Source organism: Candidatus Bathycorpusculum sp., assembly GCF_009778815.1.
GTDB classification, from domain to species: Archaea; Thermoproteota; Bathyarchaeia; order Bathyarchaeales; family Bathycorpusculaceae; genus Bathycorpusculum; species Bathycorpusculum hydrogenotrophicum.
The window spans coordinates 1-24,060 of sequence record NZ_WRFL01000038.1 but is presented as its reverse complement, the minus strand read 5'-3'; the positions used below and the strand labels follow the sequence as shown (position 1 = coordinate 24,060).

The following is a 24,060-nucleotide window of genomic DNA, read 5'->3' as shown; positions in this document are numbered from 1 at the left end:
TGAATGGATCAACGAGGGCCCCACTGTCCCCGCGTAGTACCCGGTGAAACCACATAACGTGGACGAACAGTCCACGATCTCCCAGCGGGAAAAGAAGTCCCTGTGGAGTTTTACTGCAGCCTGCCGCTGGAATACGGTTGTGGATACAGAGCGTAGTCGGGAGCTTTCGATCCTGTGTTCTCTGGGACACGGGGGAGGCAACAATGGAACACCGACTTTCTGCAACCGTGTTTCTCACCGGCCCCTAGCGGGCTGGAACAACGGTAGGTGGGCAGTTCGGCTGGGGCGGCACGCCCTTGAAAAGATATCAAGGGCGCCCTAAGGTTGGCTCAGGAGGGACAGAAATCCTCCGTAGAGTGCAAGGGCAAAAGCCAGCCTGACTGTGTCCCAAACAGTAAGGGACGCAGAGGAGAAATCCGGGCTTAGCGATCATCCATGCTCCCCATTGGTGGGGGCTGGATGTGTCAGAAAAATTACCCTAGGGATAACAGGCTCGTCGCGGGCGAGAGTCCCCATCGACCCCGCGGCTTGGTACCTCGATGTCGGCTCTTCCTATCCTGGCCCTGCATAAGGGGCCAAGGGTGAGGCTGCTCGCCTATTAAAAGGGAACGTGAGCTGGGTTTAGACCGTCGTGAGACAGGTCGGACTTTATCTGCTGGGAGTGTTGGCTGCTTGAGGGGAAAGGGTCCCTAGTACGAGAGGAACTGGACGCTGCGGCCCCTAGTTAACCGGTTGTCTGATAAGGCAGTCGCCGGGCAGCCACGCCGTTGTGGATAAGAGCTGAAAGCATCTAAGCTCGAAGCCTCTCCCGAAAAGAGGCAGCCATTCCAGTTTCACTGGACGAAGGCACCCATAAAAGATGGGTTTGATGGAGCCGGGGTGTAAATCAGAAGACTTCGGTCGACTGGTTCAGCCTGCGGCCACCAATCGCCTGAGATGTCGAGTCAATGTAGTATCTGAGCGATATTTGGCAGAGACGCACATTGCTTCAGTTAAGTGAGTCAAATATGCTTGATCTGTGCATGGAGAGCCGTTCGTTTTATTTTAGTAAATAAAAAACAATTGAATTGTTTTGTGTTATTATACCTTTAATTTAATGTAGTTATTTTTAGCAAACTTGTTTTATTGGTGATGTCCTTTGTGTATTTTGGGTTGGCGGGGTATTGTGTAAGACTGAGTTTGGCATTATTATTTTGTTATTATATTTGTTATTTTCAGGTGAGTGTCTTTCATATCCTTTTGGCGGTTTGTTTTCATTACTCTAATTGCTTATACAGGCCGGTGACTGTTTTGTTACTCTTCATCATTGTCCAAATCAGGAAAAAATTTTTAGCCAAAATAGGAAAAAATATATTGCCAAATTCGGTAATTATGTTTCTGATGATAACATGTGATGAAAATGAACAACGTGTATTTGCCTCGGATTGCAGATAAAAAACTGGAATTAGCCTTGCAATCATCGGGTGCCGTTTTAATTGTTGGACCAAAATGGTGTGGGAAAACTGAAACAGCAAAACAATTTGCCAAAAGCACACTATATATGCAGCACCCAGATTTTGCAGAAAACTATCTAAAAATGGCATCGCTCAAACCATCTGAATTGTTAGAAGGTGAAACTCCACGCCTCATAGATGAGTGGCAAGACGCCCCCGTTCTTTGGAATGCTGTTCGCTTTACTGTTGACCAAAGAAAAAGCAAAGGGCAATTCATACTAACAGGCTCTGTTGTTCCTAAAATGGCAAAAAACATGCACAGCGGTGCCGGTCGTTTTTCAAAACTAACCATGCGCACAATGTCGCTTTTTGAATCAAAGGAATCCACCGGAGAAATATCCTTGACAGGCTTATTTAACGGCAAAACAGAAATGATGGGTACTTCTAAACTAACAATTGATGACCTAGCCTATATTTTACTTCGAGGCGGTTGGCCTGAAACAGTTAAAGAGAAAAATGCTGAAGCAGTTATGCAAACTGTATTTGATTATGTGGAAGCGATTATTAATGAGGATATGTCTCGTGTTGATGGTAAAAAAAGAAAACCCGCACGTGTACGCAGTTTACTTCGCTCAATTGCAAGACACATTTCTTCGCCTGTAAATAATTCAACTATTTTGAAGGATTTAACTGCAAACGATGAAATAATCTCTGATAAAACTATTGTTGACTACATCAACGCGTTGAAAAAATTATACGTTATAGACGACCTGCCAGTTTGGAGTGTGACCATGCGGTCTAAAACCGCAATGAGAACAACACCTAAAAGACACTTAACCGACCCTTCCATCGCTGGTGTTCTGCTTGGAGCAAATAGAGCGAAACTGTTTAATGACCTCCATACTTTCGGTTTGCTATTTGAATCACTGGCGGTGCGTGATTTGAGAGTTTATGCCGATAGCTTAAACGGCAATGTTTTTTATTACAGAGATAAATTGGGTTGCGAAGTTGATGTCATCATTGAACTTTCTGATGGACGTTGGGGCGCTGTTGAAATTAAAATGGGCGGTAATGAAGAGGAAAAAGCTGCTGAAAATCTATTGAAATTTAAGAAAAATGTAGATACAGAAAAAATGGGGGGGCCTTCATTTTTAGCAATAGTGACGGCAACGCAAATTGCGTATCAACGTGATGATGGTGTATGGGTTATTCCGCTTGGGTGTTTGAAGGATTAAAAGCACGGTAAATATTTGATCGGGGACACAACATAGAAATTATGGAATAAACTGAAATCAAGAAACAACTTTGTTTTGGGAAGAGGACACATTTAACTCAGTGTTGTTTGAAAATAAGCGAGCTACTTGTGGTAAAAAGATTTTGACGGGGCTGGCGGCAAAATTGCTGGCAAAATATGGCAATAGTAAGACTTGCCTTCTCCAGATCAGCTCACCCAGTATTTTGTTCCAGATGATCTTGTTGCTTGTGGCGGGATAGTAGTAGCGTAAGCCGGTTTTAGGATTGTTTGTTTTTATTATGTATGTGTGTTTGGTTGTGGATGTTGTAACCGAAAATTAATCCAGTTCGGTGTTATGTTGTAGTTGTGGTTTATGTGATTAGACTTAACTTTGACACACATACTCTAACAAGGCTCAAGCATTTAACGGAAACTGGGTGTTATGAGTTTTTAGGTTTTACTCTTAACTTGGAAGACAGTACTATAATTGATAATCTTGATCCGTTTGCTCAAAAACTTTCTGAGGCGTTGGTGGTGAAACTTATTGTACCTTTGCTTACCCACTATACTATGGGTATACCCTCTGCGTTGACTGGGCAGCTTATCAAGTTTAAGGATTTGCCTGGAGGTTATGCATACGAAGTTGCCTTTATCAATCGTGCCGTAAAACCCCTTGAGCAGGTTTTTGGTGAAAATCCCGCTCGGCTTGCGGAGGCAGTGGAATTTTTGGGTGGTCGTCGGCTAAGTTTAGGTGATTGTTCTGCAGAAATTTCAGCACTACACGGCATTCCCTTAACTTTTATACTCTATGGTTCAGATGAATTTGGTGCATCAGCCAATATACTCTACGATGCATCTGCCTCAGGCTTTCTACCCACCGAGGATTTAGCGGTGCTGGGCGAATTGGCCGTTTTGCGGCTCATAGAAGCAACTAAAAAAACCTACTAGGTGCTTGATTGCTAGACTGATGGTGTAGATATTGTGTAACTCTGATGTCAACTTCTGATATAGTGCCATCATTGCATGCGCATCACTACTGCAACTCACCTGACCCTTTTTGGGTGAGCACCCAAATATTTGTTCTGCTCTGCTTAACAATCATTCGCATCTTGGGGGCAAAAATAAAACCTCTCGAGCCGATACCTTACCCGCCAACTTATACTCGTGCAAGCACTTGCAATCTTACGTACAAACGCATAGTCAAAAACGCCACAATTAAGTATCCTATAGAGCATTGTATAGTGTTTAACCACTTGAGTAACAACATATTATAAGGACAAATGATAGTACTGCAAGAGGTTAGGGTTATGCGGAAAGTTTTGCTTTCTATGTTGTTGCTCTTCATCATAAGTTGTGGTTCATTTGTAGTCATATGTAGTAGTTCTGTTTCAGCATCCGACGGTGCGTTTGAGGATTCTTGGGATACAAAAACTTCAATGAATTACCCTCGGCAAAATTTGGAAGTTATTGCTGTAGATGGTCAAATTTATGCTATTGGCGGCTATACATTAAATGATAACACCAATGCACGAGGTATAACTGAGCGGTATGACCCCAAGACTGATACATGGACTGAATTAGCGTCTATGCCTACACGCCTGGCCAATTTTGCTATTGCCGCATATCAAGGCAAGATTTACTGCATCGTCATCACCCCCGCAAACATGTGGGGTAGGGGCGAAACTTAATAGTATGAATGAGGTTTATGATATAGATACGGATAGTTGGAGCACTAAAACAGCTCTACCCATTTCAGAAACAAAATCCCATCAAGCATATGTTGTGGATGAAAAAATCTTTGTTCTAGCTGATTATGACTTATTTATGTATGATCCCATTGCTGATTCATGGACTGCTAAAACCAGTATACCTGAAAAGCCTGTGGCTAGCATCTTCATTTGTTGTGGATAATAAACTAATGATTGTTGCTGGCTTTGTATCAGAAAATACTGTTTCTACAAAAACTTTGGTTTATGACCTGCATACTGATTCATGGAGTGAAAGAACAAATCTGCCCTTTACAAATATTTATGGTGCTGTGGGAGTGACATCGGGTATTTATGCTCCTCAAAGAGTCTATATCTTCACAAGCGACCTTTCCAATAAAACAACTTCTACACTGGTTTATGATCCTGCAAAGGATACTTGGTCAGTTAGCGAAGGCATGCCTACGATGCGGATCTCCTGTGGTGTAGCTGTTGTTGATGATGTTTTGTATGTAGTGGGCGGATTCATTCCGGGACAGTCTTTATCTACAAATGAGCAATATGTACCACTTGGTTATCAAGATCCTTTGTCCTCTGGTTCGATATTTTCTTTAACCAACATAGTTCTTGTAGCTGGAATAGTTGTACTAATTATAGTTGTTGTGGTCGTGTTGATGTTCTCTTCTACAAATAAAGAAAAACAATAGACTTCACACATAGATAACTAGATGAGTTGTTGTTTGAATTTTGGTACGCGAAGTGCTTGAAAGAGCCATTAAAGCGGTGGGGCAACATAGCGAGCAAATGAGTTTTAATAGCGCTTCAAATGAAATTTGACCTGATTATGGTTTACATATTGGCTGGTTTTTTTGACGTGAAAGCTGATATTTCTTATTCAGACTTAGTGAATAAGCAAGGATACCGATACCTGTTAACCCTGAAAGCAAATACAACGGCCATATTATAGTGAACGTTGAAGGCAACGGCAACATAAGCCCAACAGTCATAACTATAAGCCAAGCACCAAAGACAAAAAGACTACGCACTACCAAATTCTCGTCATGTTTGTCCATTTAACTCGCCTCATTCACTTTTTATTTAAGTCAAGCATTACTTATTTAAGTTAATATGTTTTTGCCCTAAAAGGGCTTCTGCTACAGAAACAGGCCGAAATCAAGCTCAGAATCAAAAACATATTACTTACTTCTGGAAGTTAGGTATCAACAATTATCGCATTTAGAAACCATCTTAGTTCGGCGGATAAACCGTGTAGTACCTAAAATTTGCGGAGATTAGGAAATTCTGGTTATGTAGTGGTTGCTGAGTTAACATAGATCTCAACTTTGACTTTGGGTGCTTCTTTTCCGAGAAATTGGGCCAGTGAGCCTGTCCAGTGGGGTTTGGCGTTTGCTGTGTAGTGTAGCATCTCAGAAATTCCTCGCCATAATATGGCTTTGTCGTAGTCGCGGGCGTCGGTGGGCATGAATTCAAAGATGGATCGGCTGGCGATGATGATGAGTTTTTTTTTCATGCGGGATATGGAGACGTTTATGCGGTTTAGATTGAGTAGAAATTCGCTTTCGGTACGGACATAGTCGGGGTCGCTGACACAAGAGGAGATGATTATAGCGTCGGCTTCGCCGCCTTGATAGCGTTCTACGGTGTCTACTCGTATGTTTTTGTAGTTTTGGAGTAGGTTTTTGAGGACTCCTTTTTGTGCGTTGTGGGGTGTGATTATGCCGATATCTTGGGTTGATGCGTTTTTAGCAAGTGCTTGTACGATGGTGGCTTCGATAAGATTGGATTGGAAACTCTCGGCTTCATCGTGTACAATTAAGGTAACTATGTTTTTGGCTTCTAGGGCGGTTTTTAATCCCTCTGTTTCTGGGGTTGCTTGTGGTAGTGTTTGGGTTTGGTTGGAGTGGAAATCTATGCCGTCTTTTTCATATACCCATTCACGTAGAAAGTTGGCTACGATGGTGTGGCATCGGTGGCTCTCGGCGAGGCGTATGGCGGGTATGTTGGCGGGGTTTTTGCATTTAATGCGTTCCAGTCCTAGTTCATCGTTGCGTAATAATCGTAGAAAGTCCATGGCTGATAGAAAGGCGGCCATTTCTTCGAGTGTGCGGCGGTCTTCTTTTTCCCAGTTGTGGGTGACGATGGGTGATAGTTGGCGGTGGTCACCTGCAACTATAATTTGACTGTTTTTGGCTAGAAAACTGCCTGAGAGGATGAGCTCAGGGAGGCGCATCATGCTGGCTTCATCCACGACTAGTAAATCAAAGAAGGCTTCTCCCCAGGGAGGTTCTTTGTCACCTATTTTTTTCATCAAACCATATAATCCGGGTGGGGTGAGGCAAAGTGTCATTGAGGTGCCGACTTTGTTTGGCGTGATCAGTGTTGATTGGTTGGTGAGGTAGTCGGTGATTTCTTTTACGCTTTGAGCATCTTGGTTGTAGTTTAGGTATTTGACGCCTTTTATTGGGGTGGTTGTATTGGTGTTGTTGTTGCTTAAAATGCGGTAAATGTTTAGGTCTGCTAAGTCGTTGCCGCCTTCGATGGTGTATTTTTGCCAGCATCGGGCGAGTTTTGTGATGAATTCTTGGATGGCTTTGTGGGTGGGTGCGACCATCAAGACGCGGCAGGGGGCTTTTGTTTGATGTGCGGCTATATGGGCTAGAACTGCGAGTTGGAGTGTTTCGGTTTTGCCTGTGCCGGGGGGGCCTTGGAGCATAATAATGGGTTCTTGGTTAAACACTTGGTCTATGAGGCGTTGTTGTTCGGGTTTGGGTGAGTTGTCTTGTCTGGTTTTGATCCAGTGTAGAAATGGTTCGGCGCCTTCTTTGGGTAGGGCGGTATGGGTGGAGGTGCTTGGGTTGCCTGCTAGGTAGTCTGATAGCATGGTGTAGAGTGTGTTGTTGTGGGCGTAGTCGAGGCATTGGATGGCGCGGTCTGAGATTATGTCGTCTGCTAATTCGTCTAGGATGTAGTAGCGTTTTGTTTCGAAGAGTTGCATAAACTTTTTTTCTGCTCTTTGTGGGTCGGTGGTTGGGAGTTTGTGCCATGCGCTGTATTTGCTTTTTTTGCCTTTTGGCCAGGTGATTACTTTTAGGGTGATTTCTAGTTGGGGTATGTTGACTGCTTCGATTATAGCGCGGGCTGATTTTTCAACTTCTGCGGGGGTGTGTTTTTGGGTTTCTTCAAATTGGCCCTCGAGGTTGCGGTGCAACTCGGTGACGACCATCCAGTCTCCTGAGCTTGACTCATCTGAGCCCTTAACTCGGCAAGCGTTGGCTACACATTCTGTTTTTGGTAGTCCGAGGCCTTCATAGATTAATTTGCCCCAGACGGTGAATTCTTGTTCGGTTTCCTCTATTTTGGTGCATTGGAAAATAAGGGAGCGTCCCGAGGCTACGCGTTGATAGGGTAACATGGCGTAGTGTTGATACATTTCTTGGCGTTTGGAAAAGTATTCTAGGTCGAGAAATTCTCTACAGCTACGTTCCAGCGTGGATTTGCCCAAGGAGAACTCGGCGATTTTTGGAATGGCTATGGGTTTTTTTCCCAGTCGGCGATTGCGAATAGAGAGGGAGCGCTCAATTTGCTCTAGGGCCACACAAATTTTTATACCCATAAGACTGAGTTCTTCATCGCTTATGCGGCGGGTTTTTTGTGTATAGTCACACCATCGGCGCTTATCTAGGAGGATTTTGGCTGGGCCTTTGACTTGATTGAAGTGGTCTAGACGTCCTTTTGCTCCCCAAAAGTATTCAATGGGTAGCTGGGCGCTAAATCTGGCTCGTGCGGGGTAGTATCCGTCTGGTTCTCCTTTTTTGAGAAACGCAATGGTGCCATCGGGATTTTTGCGATAGGGCAAGGAATAGTTGAAGAAGCCGTCTCGGAAAACCAGTGCTAAATCGACAAGCGTGCCGTCTTTGCGTTTGATTCGCCATTGATTATGATCAAAATAACCTGATTGTTCCAAAATTGGCAGTAGTCCTGAGCTGTGAAAGCGCAGGGCTTTGCGGTGCTGAATTTCATCTTGAAGAATGCTAAACATCGGCTGATCAATGGCTTGGCGTAGCCCCAGCAGATCCCTAACAGCATGTGCTTCAATAATTGAGGGTTGGCGGCAAACCGCTTTCATAAGTCCATCGCGTTCTTGGCGGCTAAAAAAGTAGAGATGAATAGGCGCTTCAGCCGCACTATTTGTGGCATCGGCCACCTTAGTTATAGCCTCAATTAACTCTTTGAAGAACGCCTCCATCATTGCTTTCTCTGCATCCAAACCTTGGGTCCGATCATCAGGAAGCGATGCAATAACCTTTGAGATAGTTTGAGGTTCGCCTCTATAGCACGTAGAGCTGACTTTGGCGCTAAGCATAGAAACAACATCTAACATATAGTCCAATTCAACAAAAAGATACACCCGTATCATACCATTTGGTTTGCATCCCAGCGTGTAGTCACTACTTGCAGTGGGGGGGCTGTCTTCAGGCAAGTTGCCATATCCAGTTCCAGTTAACCAAGGCATCCAGCGGCTTTTACTCGCATTCTGACTATTGAGCCGAATCCCACCTAACATATACTGAGCGCGTTGGATCAGCCAATCTAGTTTGGCGCCAATGATAGGATTTGTGGATAACTCTTGCACTTTTTTGTGGTCTTTAGCTGGGCTGGTTTTGAAGTCATAGGGCCGCAGATTAGCTGTATCGGTTACCGCTTTGAGTTTTGCGAGGTCCTCTAGTTTTGTGACGCCGTGGTGTCTGAGCGTTTTTTGCTCCCCCCGGCTTAAATTTAGCAGGGCCACGCTCTCATTTTCAACTGCACAGACAATACAGCATTCATTAAAGCCGCAGGTCTCACATTGCCAGCAAAGCTGGTATTCGACCTCTTCGATGGAGGTTTGGCGGATACGGTTTAATTCCCCGTTCTGGGCCAGTAAGCGCTCCACATCTTGGATAAGCGGACCTAATTTGAATTTTGGCAAACTGTCAGGGTCGAGTTTTTCAAGGCTGGTTTCGCGATTGATAACGCCCCCCTCTAACTCTATTTGGGTGAGCATGCTGTCTAATTCTTGGGTGAGCAGCAATGCATAGATAGCAACCTGGATGCGGTGGGCGGTTTGTTCTTTCCAGGAGGCCTTTAACTCAAAAATACGTACCTTCACTTTCCCATCTTTGAGTGGCCAAATCGCAATCAAATCCGCAATACCCTTAATTTCCCACACGCCAATAAGGCCCTTCATGGGTACCTGATAGAGCAACAGAGGTTTTTGCTCGGTTTTCTCTCCCTCAGAGAGCTGATGTTCAATAATATAGCGCAGATTATCCATCGAATCGCGTGCTTTTTCCCAACCCCGCTTACCATGCGTTTTAGGATCATAAACAGTGAAATCCATATAATCTGCGGCTTTCTCTTTGAGTTCAGCCACCTTTTTTTCTTCTAAGGCTTTACCCACTCCATATAGCAGAGGACTTATGGGTTTAAACGCCTCTGGCCAAACACGCTTTTTAACCTCTTTAGCCTCAAATTTAAGCTTGAAAAAACGCGGACAACAATTAAACCGAATATACTCCGCTATCCCTGAAGCTGTCAAAGTACCTTCCGGTTCATCCGCTTCTTCGTCGGCATCATCGTTACTGGTGGAAAACTCTACGCTAAACTCTTCGGTGCTCACTGTGTTGCCTGCCTATGGTATTGCTTTATTTTAGCGCCTTATTGTATTTAGCGTTGATTACTCCACTTTTACTCCTCAAAACCGTTCTGTACCTTCTGGTTGATCTTTGAATGCTATCCACATTTAGAGCATGTAATCTTTAATCTGTTTGTTTGCTCCTTTCTCAAGGCGACCATTTTCGCGGCCTCACGAAAATGGTTTGAAGGCACAATATCGGTTGTTTTACAGCTTTCAATCGTCCTGTTTAGGGTAGCCTCAAAATTCTATCAAGGAACAAAATGGGACAGGCCGGTTTTGGCGATGAATGGGTTGCAAATACCGCCAGAAATGTGTTTACGGATAAGTAGCCCGGCAGTTTTTGAGCGTCCGGCATATAAAAAGCTCATTCGAAGCTTGAGAAGCGGGGATTTGCTACACATAAAAGTCAATCGACATGTTTTGTCCTAAAGCCTTCGAGTATGTACTAAAACGCCCTTCTCTGATGTTCCAACTAGATCAAAAACAGAACCGCAAAAGAAACCTGAACAACCCTTTTTGTCATAGGGCTTTTTTTGTCGTAACAGTATTATTTATCGACAGAGAACTACTCTTAATTACAGTTATGGGATGATATGTGATGTCAGAGAAATCCATCGCGGAACGTAGTGTTGAGACGTTAAAGTGGATTCAAAGAGAACAAAAAGCAAACGGGTTGGGTATGGTTGAGTTCGATAAGGTTCCTGATCAGTCGGCGGTGCGGTTTCTTTTGCGCAAAGGCGATATTTTTGAGCCGCAACAGGGCATGATTAAATCCGTCACAGAACTCGAATCAGAAGACGAAGCAGTCGATGCGGTTTACGATTCTTCCCCTTGGGTTTGGCGGACCCCTAAGCCTAAAAAGAAGGGTGATGTACCTGAACCTTATCAGTTTTTGCCTTATCCTGACTGGAGCGTTTTACCCAGCGCCGTTGCGGAGGCCTTGCGGGGTATGGGTTTTTCGGGGGCTCCTTTTCTCTATGAGGGCTATAGCTACCGCAAAATGGCCGGCGGGGCACTTCGACGCAAAATGATCGGGGCCCACTCCAAAGAAACATTGCTAGCTGAACTAAAACTGATTGGCCACACAAATGAAGCACTAGCTGAGTTGGAGCAGAAAATCCAAATAACCATCGACGACTGTAGAGGTAAGAGCAAAGAAATAACCGAAGTGTCAATCTCTGCAGATATAGTCTACCACCTCAAAGACAACAGCTTCAGCTTAAAGACCCTCAAGAATAGACTGTGATTATTCGTAGGAGTCAATATGAAGACAATACTAAATCAAAACCCCCTCAATTCGTGACACAGTGTGTCTCGAATGCGATGATTTATTCAACTATCAGAGAAATCATCCGATTGGTATGATTTTAAAAAAGTGATTGATTTGCTATGATGTATGTGTATTGGCAAATAGAAAAACACATTATGGTTGTTTAAAGCTACGCGGATAAGACAGGAATGGCGCGCAATTCTAATTTGGCTGAAAAATTAACGGAGTGTTAAGTGTTCATTTTGATGAACGAACTTGGGTATATGTGACACTTTTACACTGCTTCCAATTTGGAACGCACTGTGTACCGAATTGCGTTGGTCGCACTACCAGATAAGTTATGAGAATTCCCCGCGCAAGTAACATGAGTTTTACATAAAAGACTGTGCAGAGTGCAATTAGAACGTCCGCCAGAAATGGTCGTTTTAAACATCATAGACAATTGAACGCTTATCGACATCAAAAAGTATCAAAGCATAGTTACCTTTAAAGTTACACTCAAAACATTCGTTATATGTTTGATAACCAAATTTTCTACAATATTCGCAATAAATGTAAATTCCTTATCATAACGTTATATAATGCTCTCTAATTTGGCTAAAACGTGTTTAACACAATTGTCCAAATTGTGTTTTATGTCGTATTCCCATATGCGTATAACGGTCCAGTTTTGTTTTTTGAGTTCTCGGTTAACTTTGTGGTCGCGTTTTTTGTTGTTTGCAATTTTTTTATCCCAGTATTCTACATTGGTTTTGGGCCGCACAAAGCGCACGGGGTTACCGTGCCAAAAGTCTGAGTCTACAAACACCACTACTTTTTGCTCAGAGAAGACCAGATCGGGCTTACCCATAACTGTTTTGTCATAGCTGGAAAATGTTATGCCTCTTTGCCGTAGCTCATCCATTAGTAATTTCTCTGCAACGGTTCCGGTTGAGCGGATGTGTTGCATGTTTTTTCTGCGTTGCTCAGGCGTAAGATTATCCATCATATTTCTCCATAGGTTGTTTGTTTACTCTTTTTGTTGTTATTCTAAAGTCATTGTGATGTTGGGTTTGATGTGGTTGTATGGGATGTTTGCGAAGGTTTTTAGGATTGCTTCAAAGATTGGTTGTGCGCCTCTGGGTGGGACGGCCATGCCGATTTGTCGTCGTACGCTTCCTCTATGTCCATGGAATGTAAAGGAGTCTGGGAATGTTTGTAGTCGTGCTCGTTCGCGGTTGGTTAGGGCTCGGTTTTCACTCCAGTGGTAGATGTGGGTGCCTCCGCCGCCGCTTCCTGTTACGGTGTAGGCGGGTTTTGTGGGGTTGAGTCGTCGGTAGATTTGGCTGATGGTGGCGCCTTGTACTTTGAGTTGTAGGTGTGTTGGTAGGTTTGCGGTGAATGCGTTTTGGCCTTCTTTTATGTGTTGGAGGCGTTCTATGACTTGGGGTGATTGTCGGGTGAATTCGTGGTTTGGGGCATTGGGTGGTATGGGTGGGTTTTCTATGGCTTCTTGGCAGGTTATGGGTGTTTTGTTTTGGGGTGCGGGAACGTGAAAGTTTAGTTTGAGATCTTTTCTTGTGCCCACAATTATGATGCGGTGTCGTGCTTGGGGAACTTGGTAGTGTTCAAAGTAGTAGAGGTGGGGTACAATGTTGTAGCCTGTTTTGATCATTTCGTTTAGGATGGTGTTTAGGGCTTCTCCGTTGTGGGCGTTGCGTAGTCCGCATACGTTTTCTGCTAAGAACCATTTGGGTTTAAAGTGTTGTAGTGCTTTTATGCAGTAGCGGTAGAGGGGTCCATAGTTGCCGCTGAAGCCTTTTTTTTGGCCTATGTCGCTAAAGTCGTTGCAGGGAAATCCAAATGCTAATGCATCTGTGGGGGGTAGGTTTTCCATTTTTAGGTCCGCTACATTACAGCAGATTACATTGGTTTGGTTGATGTTTTGGCGGTAGGTTTCACAGGCATCTGTATTGTAATCGGTTGCCCAGGCATGGGTGATGTTGCTTTTTTCTGTTGGGAGCGTTATTTGGGTTGTTTTTGCGGCTAGTGCTAATCCACCTGCGCCGCAGAACAATTCGCCTAACCTGAAGTCTGTCACAAAATTTCCTGCGATGTGCCTTTAGGGTTGTTTGGTTGTTGGTTGTTTCATTTCGTCTTTGAAGGTTTCTACGAGGACTTTGTCGCTTATGCCGATTTCTTCTGCTAGGCGTTTGACTTGTTTGACGTAGGTGCGAAAGAGGCTTTGGAGGATTTCGGTTTTTTCTTCGGCGGAGAGTTCAGTTTCTTCGGCTATGAGAAGGGCAAACCATCTTCCTAGCTGGGTGAGTTGGTAGGCTTTTATCCAGATGATACGGTCTTCTTTGTCTTTTTTTTCCATGCTTTCATTTAGAACCCCTAGGGCGGTTAGGGTTTTGAGGTTTTCGATGATGGTTTTGTTTGAGTAGTTGAGATTTTTCACTAAGTCTTTTTGGTAGATGTTTTTGGCGATGCCTTGTTTTAGGGCAAATCGCAAGACGTCGACGCCTGCTTTGGATCCAAAGATGGCGCTTAGAATTTTATCCTTTTTTTCTTGGGGAAGAAATACTACATAAGGATGTAATTTTTCTATCATATGTACTGCTCTAACATGCTATGGTTACCATATACATTTAAGACTTACGCAAAATAACCTCTACACAAATAACCTGTTTTCTAAACCCGTAGTTGCGGAGAATTTTGGAAAAACTGATTTATACTGCGTTGCTGTGCAAATACGCGAAGGCACCTCGGATGAAAAAAACCCAAGTTGTTTGTTTACTGTTTTTGATATTTGTCATAACGCTGAGCCCATTTACCCTATCTAACCCTGCTAATGCTCAAACCTCCAGCCTAAAGGTCCTAGACAACTATAACTGGTACTTTGATCAAGTGGGCTTATTGGTTGTTATAGCCGAAGTCCAAAATACCGGTCCAAACACCATCTCCAAAGCTGTAATCGGTGGCACTCTGACCTTATCAGATGGTTCTACATCTGAAACTTTTGGCTGGTTGTGGGGTTATAATTTGATTCCTCAGCAAAAAGCTCCCGTATACTTGGAGTTTTCGTCCCCCGATTCGCTTGGCTGGGGCGATAGAACCTTCTCAAAAATAGAATTTAACGTAGCATCTGCTGATCCCACCGCAGATTACTTCTACTCTGATATGGCCATCACAGATGACAAAGGAATTGTAGCCAAAGACGGCACCTTCTGGGTTGAGGGCACACTCAAAAACACCGGCACCCAAGATGCAAAAGAAACCCGTATTATCGCAACCTACTTTACTGAACAAGGCAAACTCGCCGGCGTAGGCCTAACCGATCCTATAAACCTATCACCTTCCCAAACCACTAGTTTTAAAGTCGGCGCACGGGACCTAAATCAAACCGTGGTTCCCGAGGACTTAAAAATCGCCAGTTATAGCCTGCTAATCCAAGTTACCGGAACAGTACTCCAAGGCACACCCCCAATAATCGTTGAAACCCCCACTCCCGGACCCATAAGCGTCGCCACAAAAGATCCTGTAGCATCAGCAAGTATCGATCCCTCAATCACCTACATAGCCATAATTATAGTGGTCGTTGTCATTGTTGTTGCTGTGCTGTTTCTATTTAAAAAAACCAAAGCATCTGCTACTAAAACCCAACCCGATGAGCCCAAACAAAACACAAAAAAACCCAAAAAATAATCCGCTCAATTTTTTTAGAGCACCCTTTGGCGTGGAGTGTATTAGTCTTTAAATATTGCTTCATACCACTGAAATAACATGAGTTTCAGACAACAAACTGGACGCAAAGGCGCCAGTAGACAATTCTCCAAAGCCTCACAAGACAAAAAAACCAAAACAAAAAAACAACGCCAAGGTGCCAAATATCTCCAAGAAGAAACCCCCCAAATTTCCCCCCAAGAAATAGCTCAACGCACCCTCACAAGCATCGAACGCATAGGAAACCAAATTTTTGCGCTCTCCCCATTTAGCAACTACTATGACGACTGGCTTGTAAACCTGCGCCAAATCATAGAAACATTCGAATCCAACCCCGCCATCCAACCAAATGAACAATTCCAAAAAACCCGAACACAAACCTTTCTCGATGTCACCGACGCTCTGGCGCAAAGCAAAATAGCCGAATCCACCCTCTCCGAAGAAGCTAAAGCATTAGTTGATAACAACCATCAAGTAGCTGAAGCCGACCGAGAATACGCCGAGAAAACCCGCGAACTCAGCAACCGCCGCAACAGTGAAATCACCCGCCAAACAAACCAAATCCGCCAACTCGAAGAAGAACTTGACGCACAACAAAACGTTAAAGTCAAATTCTACCAATTCAACGAAAAAAAACGTGTCCAAGAAAAACTCGACCAAATCACAAAAGATCTCGCAACCGCCAAAAACAACTCCGAACTCGCCATCCAAAGCTTTACCGCAGAACAAGAAAAACTCCATGACAACTATGAAAAACACAAACAAGAACTAAACGAAAAATCCGATCACCTGCATCAAGAACTAGAGAAACTCGAAACCGACACCTCCGTACCCGCACGACAAACCGCCTGCAACGCACTAATTGATGCCATAAACGCCCTCATAAAACAAACTCCCCCAACCTAACCCTTTTAATGTTTTGTCCGTTCTTACAGTAGAACACTTTGTTCGTCAATTAGAGTTAATAGATGCCACATTACCTGTTTTCAAGTAGTGTGCAGACATGAAGTTTGGGTATAAGATCATCTTTGTTGCTGTTTTGGCGTTGCTTAGCGGAATCGCCTTTACGGCTCCTTTGTTGATTTTTCCCATAGATATAGTGTCTTATCCTCATGTGCCTCAGGGTCCAAAAGCAGATTTTAGCATAGAGTTGGTTTACGCTGATTTTAGTCTCAACAGTTGGACACAAGACATCCCCCTATCGCAATTTGTGGTAAATTATACTGACAGGAGTCTATACCTAGAAAACATTACCCAATCAACCAAGTATACCGACATAACCTATACTGTGGTGGCCAACATCACAAACCTCTCTGACTTGACTGCTCACATGTATGAAACCACCTTTGCCGCCGCCCAAAAAATCAGTATAGAACCCACCATACTTGGCGGTGTCTATTTTGGCAGTGGTGATTCTCGTGATTCACAAACCCGTTTCGAAAACGCTGTACCCGGTGTCATCTATCTTGATGACTATTTTGGCGGCGTTGACCCTCGGGGTTCTCAAACCAGCTTTGGAGGCGTTGCACCGGGCGTCTATCTTGACGGCAAATGGGTTAACACCACTTGGATTCCCGGCAAAGATTATCCCTACAACCTCTTTCCCATTATGGATAGCCAACATGCGCTCAACTCTTCTGTTCCCAAGTTACCCCAAAACGCCAGCGAAATAGGCACCTGGATAGAGGGCGTCCCCATCGCTGAATACTACGATCCCACATATCTTGCAGCCACCCACATGTACATCAATGGTGCCTAGGTTGATGTCACCGGACATGTTACACCCGGTATCGCACAACCTATGATTCTCGCACAAAACACCCTAGTCGCCCGCACTCTGTACTCAGGTACCCCAATCTACCGAAATGAGGGAAACACAAGCGTCGGCCCTGTCACAGACTTACCGAGCTGGACAAACTATAATGGTAATGGTCCCCTCCGCAGCGTTTTCTTCCAGGCCCAGTTTGATCGCACATGGCAACCTCATCAGTCTAAACTAATCGTCTTCACCGGCATCTGTACAGTAAGCAACACCTCAGAAGTACAAAATACCCTAACATCACTGGAAAACGGCGCCATCACGCTCTTTGGCTCCATAACCAACTATATCACAAACATGCCCATCGACAACGTCTACTCAAACACAGTCTCCACAGCAACTTGGTTGCAAACTGTCCCCTTAGAAAAAACCCTCTTAGGCTACCAATATAACACCATTTTGGTCCCAGGAGAAATCTTCCAGATTGCCCCAAACGGCATAGAAGCCACAATAAGCGAGGTAAACTAAATGATTAACACCGACGAACTCGAAGGCACCACCCTTAACGTCTACACTATATTAGTGCATGAAGGCAAACCGCTGGGTCCAAGGGAGACTATGCGGCTTGCAAACCTTAGCAGTCCAAGTGTTGCCTACTGGCACCTCCAAAAACTCGAAACCATAGGTTTGATCTCCAAAAACCCCTATGGCGAATACTATGTTAAAGAAAAAATTAATGTCAGCGGACATTTATGGGTAGGAAAAACCCTAGTGCCCCGGCTTATCTTCTATGCCTTCTTTTTCATCGGTATCTTACTTGTTGAAGTTGCCGTTATTGCGGTGCCTTTCTTCCAAAGTGGACAGACCCCCAGTTTGTATCTGTTCTACCTGATGGTTCCCACCGCCATAGCAGTAGTGCTATTTTTAAGTGAAGGCATATGGCTACGCAAAAAAACAGTAAACAACAGCATCAAAAAAACCTCTGAGAAACAACCCGCATAGAACCAAACATGGTCATTACCCAAATATACCACTATTTTAGCCCAAGATAACTGCTCCTAACTTACCCATTCCTATTCTGCCATAATGAAATTTTGTTGCAAGCCAAAACCATAGCGGTCAGTTGATACAAATAGTGTACCGCTGTTCTAGTTGTGAAACGTGGTGTTCTATGATTAGCTTTAAAGCCTATGCTTGAGTTATTTGTGTTGTTGTGTACTCTATGAAAAATCAATCTATGAGCAGGTTGTGATCTGTTGATGTTTAAACAGCAACAAGAAGACACTTCCAGTTTGACATCATTATCTCCTGAAATTCAAAGTCCCAACAAGAAACGTCATCGATCCTTATATTACGCTATTTTTGCAGTGTTTGTGGTACTCATTGTGATATGTGCGGCTCTTTTGATTCCCCAAAGTGGTGGCTCATCTTTGGAATTGCGCCTAAACTATGCTGTAGGCGAGCGTATGGTTTATGAAACTACCATAACAACAGGCCAAACGATCGATGAATCTTTCTATCCTATTACTACAAGTTTAACAACAATTATGGATGTTCTAAGCGAAAATAGCGAAAACTATACAATAAACCAAGCAATAACTACAAACCCCAATATAGGATTTCCTGGCTCGTTTTTTCCAATAGACGTTAGTAAAGCAACTTATTACAACAACTTCATGGTGCCCGGTGCTCCCCTTATCTTCAACAACACTGACAGTAATCCCACAATTTTAGCATACTTGGCCCAATCTTCTGTTAAAGTTGGTGATGTCTGGATCGTGCCTGTAAACATAAGTACTGCAAACGTGGGGATGACAGGTAAAGTTACGCTAAAATTTGCAGAAATCCAAGAAATAACCGTTCCAGCAGGCACCTTCCAAACAATGCGCATCGAAATAACCAGTACTGCTCTTAACATCCACGCATACGGCAACTCTAACGATGATCCCCTCATAACCATTCTCTCCACGATGAGTACGCAGATAAATGGCACCTCCTACATAGAACTAGGAACCTGCCGCTTAATCAAAGCTGACCTAACACAACTAGTAACCATGGATTCATCAGACATTGAGCGCACATCATATACGGAGCAGATATTGATGGAATATACAAAGCCCTAATTGTTGACGAGTTTTCTCGTCAACTAACCTGTCGCAGTCTTCTATAGCATTTCATGAGCTCTGTACGTCTCTTTGTGTAAAACTCTCAAGGGTGAACAAGAAACAAACTTATCTGACTTGTTAATGGAGACGCTAAACTATATCGAGTTCATAGGTTTGGATGATTGATTTGTGGTGTTAAATTGTATGTGTATCTGCTGTCTCTGTTTAGCGAGTGGTAAGTGACTTAGTTTGTCTCTGTTCTAGTGGTGAAACAGTGGTGTTCTATCATTAGAGTTATACGTTAGAAACAGCTATTGAGTTTGTGATAAATATGCGAAAGGTTTTCCTGTCGACTTTGTTTATGCTTTTTATCCTAAGTAGCGGTTTATTTATTGCAATATTTAGTAGTAGTCCTGTTTTGGCATCGGAGGCTGTTGAGGATTCTTGGACGACGCTGGCTCCTATGAATCAAGCCCGAGGCCATTTAGGCGTTGTTGTTGTGGATGGTAAAATTTATGCTATTGGCGGCGGTCTTGCGTTTGGTGCTAATACTGAGAACAATTATCTGACTGCTAATGAGCGCTATGATCCAAAATCTAATACATGGGTTACTTTAACTTCTATGCCTACTCCCCGTCAGGGTTTTGCTATAGCGGCTTGTGACGGCAAAATTTACTGCATCGGTGGATATACCTACAATGAAGGCGGCGGAATAATACCTGGGCTTAGTGTGGTAAATGAGGTCTATGATATAGCTTCTGATAGTTGGAGTGCTAAAGCATCTTTGCCTGTTAGTAAGGGGGGCCTTCAAGCGCAGGTTGTTGATGGGAAAATTTTTGTTCTAATAGAAGCTGATAGTACTTTGTTTATGTATGATCCATCTGCTGATTTATGGACTAAAAAAACCGATATACCTGGTTCAGGTAATGGTCTTGTTTCAGCCTTGGTGGATGACAAAATAATTGTTACGGCAAGATTTTACTCCACAACCGAGATTAAGCTCTCCTATGATCAGAAAATTCTAATCTATACCCCTAAAACCGATACATGGAGTGAAGGAAAAACCGCATACCCGGATCTCTGGTATAATTTCGTTACTGGGGCAACAACGGGGATTTATGCGCCCAAGAATGTCTATGTTTTCTTGGGTGGCGGGATAAATGCTGGCACTATGGTTTATGATCCTGTAGGCGATGATTGGTCAGATGCTAAAGCTATGCCTACAAAGCGTTCGTATTCAGGTGTTGGTGTGGTTGATGATATTTTTTATGTAATTGGTGGATTTGCTACCACGGGTAACGCACCTTTGGCTGTAAATGAGCAGTATGTGCCCCTTGGCTATCACGGGACTGGTACGGCAGGCTCTGATTTTGATTCTGATTCTCCTGTAGATAATTTGGTTCTTGTAGGTGCACTGGTTGGCGTGGTTGCGGCTATTGTTGTGATTGTGTCTTTAGTGTTATTTTTTAAAAATAAGGGCAAACACACAAGTTATGTTTCTGAGGTGGTTACTTAACTCTGGAATGGTGGGTGTGTTTGGGGTCTGGGGGGTGTGTGTTTGGTTTTTTTGGTTGGTTGTGAGCTGAGTGGGGTGTTAATGTGGCAGTTGGTTTCGTTGAGTTTGCAGCTATTTATCTTGTGATGTAATGGTGTGTTGGTTTGTTTTATGGAATTTGTGGTTTATCGACGTTTAAAATCAATACTGTCTGATTCAGACTTATGTCAGGGCTTAACATAGTTCACATCTGTAGCCTGTCAGCTTAAACAGTTTTATATAGGAAATAGCAAATTAAACATGTTAAACTGGCTGTATTATTGGATTGTGCCTGTATGCGGAAGACCATATTTAAAAAGCTTGAAGCTCAAGGGCTAATAGCAAACTACAACCGCCTACGTAAGAATCTGCCTCCTAAATTACCTGATAGAGTATTCATCTGGGATGAAACCTTCCGGGAAGGTCTCAAAGCTCCTACTGTTTACTTAACCTATGTCGAGCAGGTTAGGCTCGCTAAATTGATGGATGAAGCAGGCGTATCTGTAATCAACGTAGGATTCCCTGCCATATCAGAGGAAGAAAAACGTGCTGTTAAACGCATAGTTAATGAAAGCTTTAGCAACGCGAAACTCACAGCCTCAGCGGAACCCACCAAAAATAGCATAAATGCCTGCATAGAGTGCGGCATAAAAGAAATAACTCTTGAATCTCCCATTAACGGTTTAAACCTCGAGTATAAACTCAGATTAACTAAAGAACAGGGTCTCCAGCGCATAGTTGAAAGTATCGAATACGCCAAAAAACACGGCACAACTATAAACTTTAACCTCATGGATGGCACCCGAACTCCCCTTGAAGAGATCCTCCAAGTTTTCCAAGCCGCAGTTGAAGCAGGCGCGACCCGTCTTGGCATAGCTGATAGTGTCGGCTTCATACGGCCCCTCTCTATGCGCTATCTTATCTCTCATATACGCGACGGATTGCCTGAAGCCGTTAAAAAGAAAGCTCCGCTCTCCATCCACTGCCACAACGACTTCGGCCTTGCCTCTGCTAACACCCTAGCCGCCATGGAAGAGGGTGTGAGTTATCTCCACACCTGTATTGCTGGCTTTGGCGAACGTGCTGGTATTGCACCTTTTGAGGAAGTTGTTACGGCTACAGAGTTACTCTACAACATCGACACAGGTATTGATCTGGGTAAAATCTATCGTATTGCCCAATCCACAGAGAAAGCCTTTGCAATGCCTATTCAGTTCCATAAACCCATCATCGGCGAAAACATTTTCACTCACGAAGCTGAAGAGATGATGGCCCAACCCTTGGTATTTGAGCCTTTTCCGCCAGAAATTGTTGGGCGCGAAACCCTGATTTTCATCGGTCGAAACACGGGTCAAACACTTATCCAAAAACTGCTCGAAAAAGCCGGTATACGCGCTTCTCCGCGGCAGATGGATGAGTTGTTCCGTCGTATCAAGGGTCCCCAGGAAAACCTTGACAAAGGCGAGTCTCAGATGACCTACTACCAAGTCAAAAAGCTCATGAAGGATCTGCTCAAAGGCTACACGATGGATGAATTTTGGCGGCTTGTTGAGCAAGTGACTCACCAGCATCCTAAACTGCCCAAAAATACTAAAAAACAACAAAACGCAGATCAACTAATCAGCTAAATATTCCTCTTTTATTTTTGCTATCTCTTCTTTATTTGGGGCTTTTGGATAGTTGTAGATGGGTCCGCTGGGTCTTTCATTGTAGTAGGGCCGATTACACCCAAGACAACCCGAGGTTTGGAACGGTACACCCGAGCTTATTATTGATTCTAAGCGCGAGTTTTCTAATCCAAAACCTATGATTTTTCCATCTGTATTATAGGTAAAGTTGGCGGTTTTGGTTTCTCCTTGAACAATTAAGTATCGGGCAAGTTGCACTCTTCGATATGTTGATATCTTTGGTGACGCGGTTTTCTCCAAAGCGGTGCCCCGCACGGGCGTAAACGCAAACAACGCCGGTAAAACTCCCAAATCCACACAACGTTGCATGGTCTCTGCGGTTTCCCGCTCAGTTTCACCCAACCCTGCAATCAGATGAGTACTGATCTTTCCCCTGCCAAAAACTAACAGGGCCTTCTCAAAGAGTAAAAACTGGTTTTCCCAACAATAACCCCCGCCCTTTACCTGGCTAAACACCCTTGGTGTTGCGCCGTCTAAGGCAATACCTAAGCGGTCGGCGCCTGCCTCTTTTAGTTGCTCTATGGTTTCTCTGCTTTGAGGTTGACAGCAAAGCGAAACCTCAAGGGCGGTGCGTCTCTTGATTTCTTTGGTCAACGTTTTTAGGTGGCTGAAAACCTCTGGATAGTTTAGGGCTTGAATGCAGACCCGATTGATTTTTTTCCGCTCGGCACATAAGCTAAGGGCTTCTATGACGTTTGTTGTTGAGTAGGCGGGCCAGGTGATACGTGAGAGAAGCTGGGTGTTGCTTTTGCTTTCTTGAGCTTGGGCACAAAAACTACAGTTTGACAAACACTTGCCCTCGCGATAAGTCATCAGATAAGCAGTGGATGATGTCGCGTTTAGCTTGCCCTCTATTAGCCCCAGAATAATGGCGGTACCTATTGAAACTCTGATTTGCGCGACTAAATCCATGACTGGTCGCTCTCACATAAAACTCGGCTAGCCCTATTTAGTTATACACCTCTGCAAAAGTCTAAAATTATACTGTACGCATGTTATTTTATGGCCTCTGAGTCTGCTTTGTTCTATAAAATCTTGGAAGATGATCTTAGGCAAACGATTTTAGTATCGATACATGAGCACGGCAGTTTGAGTTACTCTGATTTAATTGAAAAATTTGACATGATAAGTGAAAAACTGCTTAACTATCATCTAAAGGTTCTGGATGACCTTTTAAGCAAAAATAATGAAGACCAATATGTACTCACTGAGAAGGGACGATTGGCCTTAAAGTTCTTAGAAGAGCATCCTATTCAGGAAACTCGTAGACGAAAAGAGCGAAAACAATTTTGGCTTATATTGTGTACCATTACCGCTGGTCTTTTTGTTTATAATTTTTTGTGGTATTTACAAGATATTGATTTTACAGACTTTATTCTGCGTACGGTAGTGTTTATTTGTCTTATTTTAGCCCTAGCTTATTGTTTGTACTTGGCTAACCCCTTACTATCAGGATCAGATGTAAAGAAATTTCCCGGCGTCTACCTTGTACTTGGAGGCCTGGCGGGTTTTGCAATCGGCTATTTTGGTGCAGTGCTCATGACTGTGCTCTTTAGTCTTGCTGGCGGCCCAAGTTTACTTCAAGCTATTGCTCCCGATTCAGTTCACCTTTTGACTTATCTGGGCAGTACCGCTATTATTGGTTGTATTGTGGGCTATGGCCTTGGTAAAAAACGAGATTTTCGCATACCCAATAGAGCAAATAACTAAACTAAACCCTTAAAACAATAAAAACTCAAAAGACCGGTATAGTGCTTAGTCAATTAATAACTGGCTGAATACATGTCGTCTTTGTAGCTTATGGTCCTTTTTGTATTGATGTCGTTGGTTGGTTGGTTGGTTGGTTGGTTGGTTGGTTGGTTGGTTGGTTGGTTGGTTGGTTGGTTGGTTGGTTGGTTGGTTGGTTGGTTGGTTGGTTGGTTGGTTGG

General features: G+C 43.6%; 21 protein-coding genes and 1 rRNA gene. 16 read left to right on the top strand and 6 right to left on the bottom strand.

Features of this window, described 5'->3' with window-relative positions:
- The 6 genes from FWF39_RS08130 to FWF39_RS08105 form a co-directional block, all read left to right on the top strand.
- Nucleotides 1-947, top strand: a 23S ribosomal RNA gene (locus FWF39_RS08130); the annotation flags it as partial.
- A gap of 452 nt (nucleotides 948-1,399) precedes the next feature.
- A complete protein-coding gene (locus FWF39_RS08125; RefSeq protein ID WP_343382942.1) occupies nucleotides 1,400-2,668 on the top strand; it encodes a DUF4143 domain-containing protein in 1,269 nt (422 codons plus the stop codon).
- 467 nt (nucleotides 2,669-3,135) lie between these two features.
- On the top strand, nucleotides 3,136-3,615 hold the full coding sequence (locus tag FWF39_RS08120) for a DUF3786 domain-containing protein (RefSeq protein WP_343382941.1): 480 nt from the start codon (nucleotides 3,136-3,138) through the stop codon (nucleotides 3,613-3,615).
- 359 nt (nucleotides 3,616-3,974) lie between these two features.
- Nucleotides 3,975-4,355 (top strand): kelch repeat-containing protein, encoded by a 381-nt coding sequence (locus FWF39_RS08115; RefSeq protein WP_343382940.1) that lies wholly within the window; start codon nucleotides 3,975-3,977, stop codon nucleotides 4,353-4,355.
- A gap of 4 nt (nucleotides 4,356-4,359) precedes the next feature.
- Complete coding sequence (locus tag FWF39_RS08110) at nucleotides 4,360-4,578, top strand: hypothetical protein (protein WP_343382939.1); 219 nt, start codon at nucleotides 4,360-4,362, stop codon at nucleotides 4,576-4,578.
- A 7-nt stretch (nucleotides 4,579-4,585) separates the two neighbouring features.
- Nucleotides 4,586-5,080 (top strand): hypothetical protein, encoded by a 495-nt coding sequence (locus FWF39_RS08105; protein ID WP_343382938.1) that lies wholly within the window; start codon nucleotides 4,586-4,588, stop codon nucleotides 5,078-5,080.
- Between the two features lie 135 nt (nucleotides 5,081-5,215).
- On the opposite strand, the gene FWF39_RS08100 is transcribed toward FWF39_RS08105, so the two are convergent.
- A complete protein-coding gene (locus FWF39_RS08100; protein WP_343382937.1) occupies nucleotides 5,216-5,446 on the bottom strand; it encodes a hypothetical protein in 231 nt (76 codons plus the stop codon).
- A 233-nt stretch (nucleotides 5,447-5,679) separates the two neighbouring features.
- On the bottom strand, nucleotides 5,680-10,053 hold the full coding sequence (locus tag FWF39_RS08095) for an AAA domain-containing protein (protein WP_343382936.1): 4,374 nt from the start codon (nucleotides 10,051-10,053) through the stop codon (nucleotides 5,680-5,682).
- A 616-nt stretch (nucleotides 10,054-10,669) separates the two neighbouring features.
- On the opposite strand from FWF39_RS08095, the gene FWF39_RS08090 reads away from it, so the two are divergent.
- Nucleotides 10,670-11,317: a hypothetical protein gene (locus FWF39_RS08090; protein ID WP_343382935.1), complete on the top strand. Its 648-nt coding sequence runs from the start codon at nucleotides 10,670-10,672 to the stop codon at nucleotides 11,315-11,317.
- 598 nt (nucleotides 11,318-11,915) lie between these two features.
- Here the strand turns inward: FWF39_RS08090 and FWF39_RS08085 are convergent.
- The 3 genes from FWF39_RS08085 to FWF39_RS08075 are packed head-to-tail and all read right to left on the bottom strand — an operon-like array spanning nucleotide 11,916 to nucleotide 13,934.
- A complete protein-coding gene (locus tag FWF39_RS08085; RefSeq protein WP_343382934.1) occupies nucleotides 11,916-12,326 on the bottom strand; it encodes a very short patch repair endonuclease in 411 nt (136 codons plus the stop codon).
- Between the two features lie 39 nt (nucleotides 12,327-12,365).
- The gene (locus FWF39_RS08080) at nucleotides 12,366-13,421 is read right to left on the bottom strand and encodes a DNA cytosine methyltransferase (RefSeq protein WP_343382933.1); all 1,056 of its coding nucleotides are present in this window, start codon (nucleotides 13,419-13,421) and stop codon (nucleotides 12,366-12,368) included.
- Between the two features lie 21 nt (nucleotides 13,422-13,442).
- Nucleotides 13,443-13,934 carry a hypothetical protein gene (locus FWF39_RS08075; RefSeq protein WP_343382932.1) on the bottom strand — a complete coding sequence of 164 codons (492 nt, stop codon included), beginning with the start codon at nucleotides 13,932-13,934 and terminating at the stop codon, nucleotides 13,443-13,445.
- 158 nt (nucleotides 13,935-14,092) lie between these two features.
- On the opposite strand from FWF39_RS08075, the gene FWF39_RS08070 reads away from it, so the two are divergent.
- From FWF39_RS08070 to FWF39_RS08035, 8 genes are all read left to right on the top strand, one after another.
- Nucleotides 14,093-15,028 (top strand): FxLYD domain-containing protein, encoded by a 936-nt coding sequence (locus tag FWF39_RS08070; RefSeq protein ID WP_343382931.1) that lies wholly within the window; start codon nucleotides 14,093-14,095, stop codon nucleotides 15,026-15,028.
- A 78-nt stretch (nucleotides 15,029-15,106) separates the two neighbouring features.
- Complete coding sequence (locus tag FWF39_RS08065) at nucleotides 15,107-15,952, top strand: hypothetical protein (protein ID WP_343382930.1); 846 nt, start codon at nucleotides 15,107-15,109, stop codon at nucleotides 15,950-15,952.
- 97 nt (nucleotides 15,953-16,049) lie between these two features.
- Nucleotides 16,050-16,805 carry a hypothetical protein gene (locus tag FWF39_RS08060; protein WP_343382929.1) on the top strand — a complete coding sequence of 252 codons (756 nt, stop codon included), beginning with the start codon at nucleotides 16,050-16,052 and terminating at the stop codon, nucleotides 16,803-16,805.
- Between the two features lie 42 nt (nucleotides 16,806-16,847).
- Complete coding sequence (locus FWF39_RS08055; protein WP_343382928.1) at nucleotides 16,848-17,333, top strand: hypothetical protein; 486 nt, start codon at nucleotides 16,848-16,850, stop codon at nucleotides 17,331-17,333.
- On the top strand, nucleotides 17,334-17,807 hold the full coding sequence (locus FWF39_RS08050) for a hypothetical protein (protein WP_343382927.1): 474 nt from the start codon (nucleotides 17,334-17,336) through the stop codon (nucleotides 17,805-17,807). It abuts the gene before it with no gap.
- 257 nt (nucleotides 17,808-18,064) lie between these two features.
- On the top strand, nucleotides 18,065-18,928 hold the full coding sequence (locus tag FWF39_RS08045; protein WP_343382926.1) for a hypothetical protein: 864 nt from the start codon (nucleotides 18,065-18,067) through the stop codon (nucleotides 18,926-18,928).
- A gap of 313 nt (nucleotides 18,929-19,241) precedes the next feature.
- Nucleotides 19,242-20,426 (top strand): kelch repeat-containing protein, encoded by a 1,185-nt coding sequence (locus FWF39_RS08040; protein ID WP_343382925.1) that lies wholly within the window; start codon nucleotides 19,242-19,244, stop codon nucleotides 20,424-20,426.
- A gap of 314 nt (nucleotides 20,427-20,740) precedes the next feature.
- Nucleotides 20,741-22,072 (top strand): hypothetical protein, encoded by a 1,332-nt coding sequence (locus tag FWF39_RS08035; RefSeq protein WP_343382924.1) that lies wholly within the window; start codon nucleotides 20,741-20,743, stop codon nucleotides 22,070-22,072.
- Here FWF39_RS08035 and FWF39_RS08030 read toward each other — a convergent pair.
- The gene (locus FWF39_RS08030) at nucleotides 22,061-23,044 is read right to left on the bottom strand and encodes a radical SAM protein (RefSeq protein WP_343382923.1); all 984 of its coding nucleotides are present in this window, start codon (nucleotides 23,042-23,044) and stop codon (nucleotides 22,061-22,063) included. The genes FWF39_RS08035 and FWF39_RS08030 overlap by 12 nt on opposite strands.
- A 90-nt stretch (nucleotides 23,045-23,134) precedes the next feature.
- On the opposite strand from FWF39_RS08030, the gene FWF39_RS08025 reads away from it, so the two are divergent.
- Nucleotides 23,135-23,842 carry a hypothetical protein gene (locus FWF39_RS08025; protein ID WP_343382922.1) on the top strand — a complete coding sequence of 236 codons (708 nt, stop codon included), beginning with the start codon at nucleotides 23,135-23,137 and terminating at the stop codon, nucleotides 23,840-23,842.
- Nucleotides 23,843-24,060: the final 218 nt, after the last annotated feature.